Consider the following 4,056-nt stretch of genomic DNA (forward strand, 5'->3'; position numbering starts at 1 on the left):
CGCCAGTTCGAACCTGGTCGTCCGCTCCACATGAAGAAGGCCCCGGTCACCTCGACCGGGGCCTTCTTCGTCGTCCCCCGTGGTCATGACATTTGTCATCGGGAGCGGTGACAGCGCGCACTGCCGTCGGCCCCCGGCCGGCGGGAGCCTTGGGACATGACCACCCACGCAGAGCTTGTGATCGACGTCGAAGGGCTCCGGCGGACGTACGCCGGGGGATTCGAGGCCGTCCGTTCCGTCTCCTTCTCCGTGGCGCGCGGCGAACTCTTCGCGCTCCTCGGAACGAACGGCGCGGGCAAGACCTCCACACTGGAACTGCTGGAGGGCCTGGCCCCGCCGAGCGGTGGTTCTGTCCGGGTCCTGGGACACAATCCGCACAGGGAGCGGGCGAAGGTGCGCCCCCGGGTCGGCGTGATGCTCCAAGAGGGCGGATTCCCCTCGCAGTTGACGGTGCTGGAGACCGCCCGGATGTGGGCGGGCTGCACGAGCGGTGCGCGGCCGGTCGGCGAGGCCCTGGAGCTGGTGGGTCTCGGCAAGCGTCATTCCGTACGGGTCATCCAGCTGTCCGGCGGTGAACGGCGGCGGCTCGACCTGGCGATGGCGGTGCTCGGCCGACCGGAGATCCTCTTCCTCGACGAGCCGACGACCGGCCTCGACGCCGAAGGGCGGCGCGAGACCTGGGAGTTGGTGCGCGAGCTGCGCGAGCAGGGCACGACCGTACTGCTGACGACGCACTACCTCGAAGAGGCCGAGGAGCTGGCCGACCGGCTGGCGATCATGCACGAGGGCCGGATCGCCGCCGAGGGGCGGGTGGACGAGGTGGTCGCCGCACATCCCTCCCGGATCAGCTTCGAGCTGCCGGCCGGGTACCACATGGGGGACCTGCCGCCGCTGGGCCGGCTGGGCGTCACCGAGCACCGACTGACCGGCAACACCGTCCAGTTGACCACTCCCACCCTTCAGCGGGCGGCCACCGGGCTGCTGGTCTGGGCGGAGACGGCCGGCGTGGAGCTGCGCGGCCTCGACGTGCGGTCCGCGTCCCTGGAGGAGGCCTTCCTGCACATCGCACGGGAGGCGAAGGAATCGACGGCCACCGCTACGGCCGCGGCGAAGACGACGAGGGAAGAGGTGGCGGCGCGATGAGCGGCACGCTGACGCACGCAGACGCGGGACACGCGACGACGGCCGGACCGCGCACCACGGCCGCCGGCCGGATGAAGGCCCTCGCCCGGGCCGAACTCACCCTGCTGGGGCGGCACAAGGCCGGTCTGGTGATGCTGCTGATCATGCCGCTCGCCCTGACCCTCTCGGCCCTGTCGGTCGCCAAGGGCATGGACCTGGAGAAGATGGGTCTTTCGCTCGGCACGATGCTGATCCCGACGGCGGTGGCGTACGTACTGATCTTCAGCATCTACACCACGCTGGTCGGCACCTACGTCACCCGCCGCGAGGAGCTGGTGCTCAAGCGGCTGCGCACCGGGGAGCCCGGCGACGTGGAGATCCTGGCGGGCACGTCCATCGCCGCGCTCGTGGCCGGGCTGGTGCAGTGCCTGGTGCTGCTGGTGGCGGGGGCCCTGCTGCTGGACGTGGAGATGCCGTCCAACGTGCTGTTCGTGGCGGGCGGCATCCTGATCGGAATCGTGCTCGCGGCGCTCCTCGCGGCGGCGACGGCGGCCTTCACGAAGTCCGTGGAGGGCTCGCAGCTCACCATCGCTCCCGTCATGCTGGTCTCGATGTTCGGCTCCGGGCTCTTCTTCCCGCTGGAGGTCCTCCCGGACGCCGCCGCCCGGGTCTGTGAACTGCTGCCGCTCTCCCCGGTGGTGGAACTGATGCGGGGCGGCTGGACCGGCAGCCTGAGCGGGGCCGGGGCGCTGGGCTCCGTGGCCGTCGCGGCGGCCTGGATCGTACTGTCGGTGTTCACGGTCAAGAAGCGGTTCCGCTGGGAGCCGCGGCGATAGGGCCGACGACCTGCGAAGACCCTCCCCCGTGTTCCCGAGGACGTCCCTCGGGACGCGGGGCGGGGGTCGAGGAAGCGAGACGGGGATGAAGGGTTTCTGGCGCAGGCGCAGCCGGGCCGCGAAGCTGGATCTGTACATGCGCGTCACGCTGTACGTACTGCCGTGGTTCATCAGTCTCGGCGTCATGCTCCCGCTCCCCTCGGACCTGGTGCGGGAGAGCGGGCCCGTCGCACTGGCCCAGGGGCTGCTGGCGGTGGTCCTGGTGCAGTGCGCGCTCTCGATGCACGCGCTCTCCCGCGGCTTCGCCCACCGGCTGCACGGCGCACCGGCCCCCTGGCGGACCACCACGGTCTCCCTGGTGCTGGGCGGGGTCGTCGTGGCCCTGGCCGTGATCCTCCAGGCCACCGGCGGGCTCAACGCCCGGAACGACGACGGCTCCGGTCTGATCGTCCTCCTCTGGTACGGACTGTTCCCCACGATGATGTCCGTCTACGCCATGTCGACCGTCCGACGGCTCGTCCTGTGGACGTTCGTGGCCGCCGTCCTGGTGGCCACCGCCGCGGGGGTCGCGACGCACCGTCTCGAACTCGCCGTCGGCAGTGCGCTCTCGATCCTCCTCCTGGGCGCGTTCGGCCTGGTGGCCTACCGCTCGTCGGTCTGGTTCATCGCGATGGTCTGGGAACTCGACCGGGCCCGGGACGCCCAGGCCCGTCTCGCGGTCGCCGAGGAGCGGCTCCGCTTCGGCCGGGACCTGCACGACGTGATGGGCCGCAACCTCGCCGTCATCGCGCTCAAGAGCGAGCTGGCCGTCCAGCTCGCCCGGCGCGGCAGGCCCGAGGCCGCCGAGCAGATGGCCGAGGTGCAGCGGATCGCGCAGGAGTCGCAGCGCGAGGTGCGCGAGGTCGTACGCGGCTACCGGGAGGCCGACCTGCGCAACGAGATCGAGGGCGCTCGCGGGGTGCTGGCCGCCGCCGGAATCAGCTGCCTGGTGGAGGACGGCCTCGGTACGGACCTGCCCGCCGGGCTCCAGTCGGCGCTCGGCTGGGTCGTCCGCGAGACGACCACCAACGTCCTGCGGCACGGCAACCCGAAGAGCTGCACCCTGCGTCTGACCTCGGACGGGGTCCGTGCGCTGCTCGTCGTCGAGAACGACGGGACGGCGGCGGAAAGCGCCGTCGGGCCGTCCGGTTCCGGCCTGGCCGGACTGCGCGAGCGGCTGGCCGCCGTGGGCGGCACGCTGGTCGCGGGAGCGACCGAGGAGGGCACGTTCCGGGTGACGGCCGAGGTCCCGCTGACCCTGCCCGAGGGGGCAGCCACACGCACGGAGAAGAAGGTGGGACACATGAGCCCGGAATCAGCAGGTGTCGTGTGAGCGCCGTACGCGTCCTGCTCGCCGACGACGAGCACCTCATCCGGGGGGCGCTGGCCGCACTGCTCGCGCTGGAGGACGACCTGGAGGTGGTGGCCGAGGCGGCCACCGGGCCCGAGGCGCTCGCCATGGCGCTCCAGCACCGGCCCGACGTGGCGGTGCTCGACCTCCAGATGCCCGGTCTCGACGGTGTGGCGGTGGCCACATCGCTGCGGACCGAACTGCCGGACTGCCGGACCATGATCGTGACCAGTCACGGGCTGCCGGGACACCTGAAAAGGGCGCTCGCCGTGGGCGTGCGCGGCTTCGTGCCGAAGACCGTCAGCGCCCAGCGGCTGGCCGAGATCATCCGTACCGTACAAGCCGGAAACCGTTATGTGGACCCGGAGTTGGCGGCCGACGCGATCGCGGCCGGAGACTCGCCGCTGACCGTCCGCGAGGCCGAGGTGCTGGAGCTCGCGGCGCACGGGGCACCCGTCGCGGAGATCGCCGAGCGGGCCGCGCTGAGCCAGGGAACCGTACGGAACTACCTGTCGTCGGCCGTCTCGAAGCTGGGGGCGGAGAACCGGCATGCGGCAGTGCGTCTCGCACGGGAGCGGGGTTGGGTATAGTTGGCCTCGCGCCACGGCGCAACGCGGACGTAGCTCAGTTGGTAGAGCGCAACCTTGCCAAGGTTGAGGTCGCCAGTTCGAACCTGGTCGTCCGCTCCACATGAAGAAGGCCCCGGTC

At 71.4% G+C, this 4,056-nt stretch carries 4 protein-coding genes and 1 tRNA gene; all 5 read left to right on the forward strand.

Features of this window, described 5'->3' with window-relative positions:
* Positions 1-156 precede the first annotated feature (156 nt).
* The 5 genes from ACWGIG_RS37485 (at position 157) to ACWGIG_RS37505 (ending at position 4,037) form a co-directional block, all read left to right on the forward strand.
* Entirely contained in the window at positions 157-1,143 is a 987-nt protein-coding gene (locus ACWGIG_RS37485; RefSeq protein ID WP_453326196.1) for an ABC transporter ATP-binding protein, read from the forward strand.
* On the forward strand, positions 1,140-1,958 hold the full coding sequence (locus ACWGIG_RS37490) for an ABC transporter permease (protein WP_453326197.1): 819 nt from the start codon (positions 1,140-1,142) through the stop codon (positions 1,956-1,958). Before ACWGIG_RS37485 ends, ACWGIG_RS37490 begins: the two co-directional genes overlap by 4 nt.
* A gap of 85 nt (positions 1,959-2,043) precedes the next feature.
* A complete protein-coding gene (locus ACWGIG_RS37495) occupies positions 2,044-3,330 on the forward strand; it encodes a sensor histidine kinase (RefSeq protein ID WP_453326198.1) in 1,287 nt (428 codons plus the stop codon).
* The gene (locus tag ACWGIG_RS37500) at positions 3,327-3,938 is read left to right on the forward strand and encodes a response regulator (protein ID WP_453326199.1); all 612 of its coding nucleotides are present in this window, start codon (positions 3,327-3,329) and stop codon (positions 3,936-3,938) included. The genes ACWGIG_RS37495 and ACWGIG_RS37500 overlap by 4 nt, the downstream gene beginning before the upstream one ends.
* 23 nt (positions 3,939-3,961) lie before the next feature.
* Positions 3,962-4,037, forward strand: a tRNA-Gly gene (locus ACWGIG_RS37505).
* The last annotated feature ends 19 nt before the right edge of the window (positions 4,038-4,056 follow it).

The organism is Streptomyces sp. NPDC054863 (genome assembly GCF_053610825.1).

What these genes read in the sequence shown, in the direction of transcription:
- ACWGIG_RS37490 (WP_453326197.1), top strand. Translation starts at nt 1,140, where the DNA reads ATGAGCGGCACGCTGACGCACGCAGACGCGGGACACGCGACGACGGCC.
- ACWGIG_RS37495 (WP_453326198.1), top strand. Translation starts at nt 2,044, where the DNA reads ATGAAGGGTTTCTGGCGCAGGCGCAGCCGGGCCGCGAAGCTGGATCTG.
- ACWGIG_RS37485 (WP_453326196.1), top strand. Translation starts at nt 157, where the DNA reads ATGACCACCCACGCAGAGCTTGTGATCGACGTCGAAGGGCTCCGGCGG.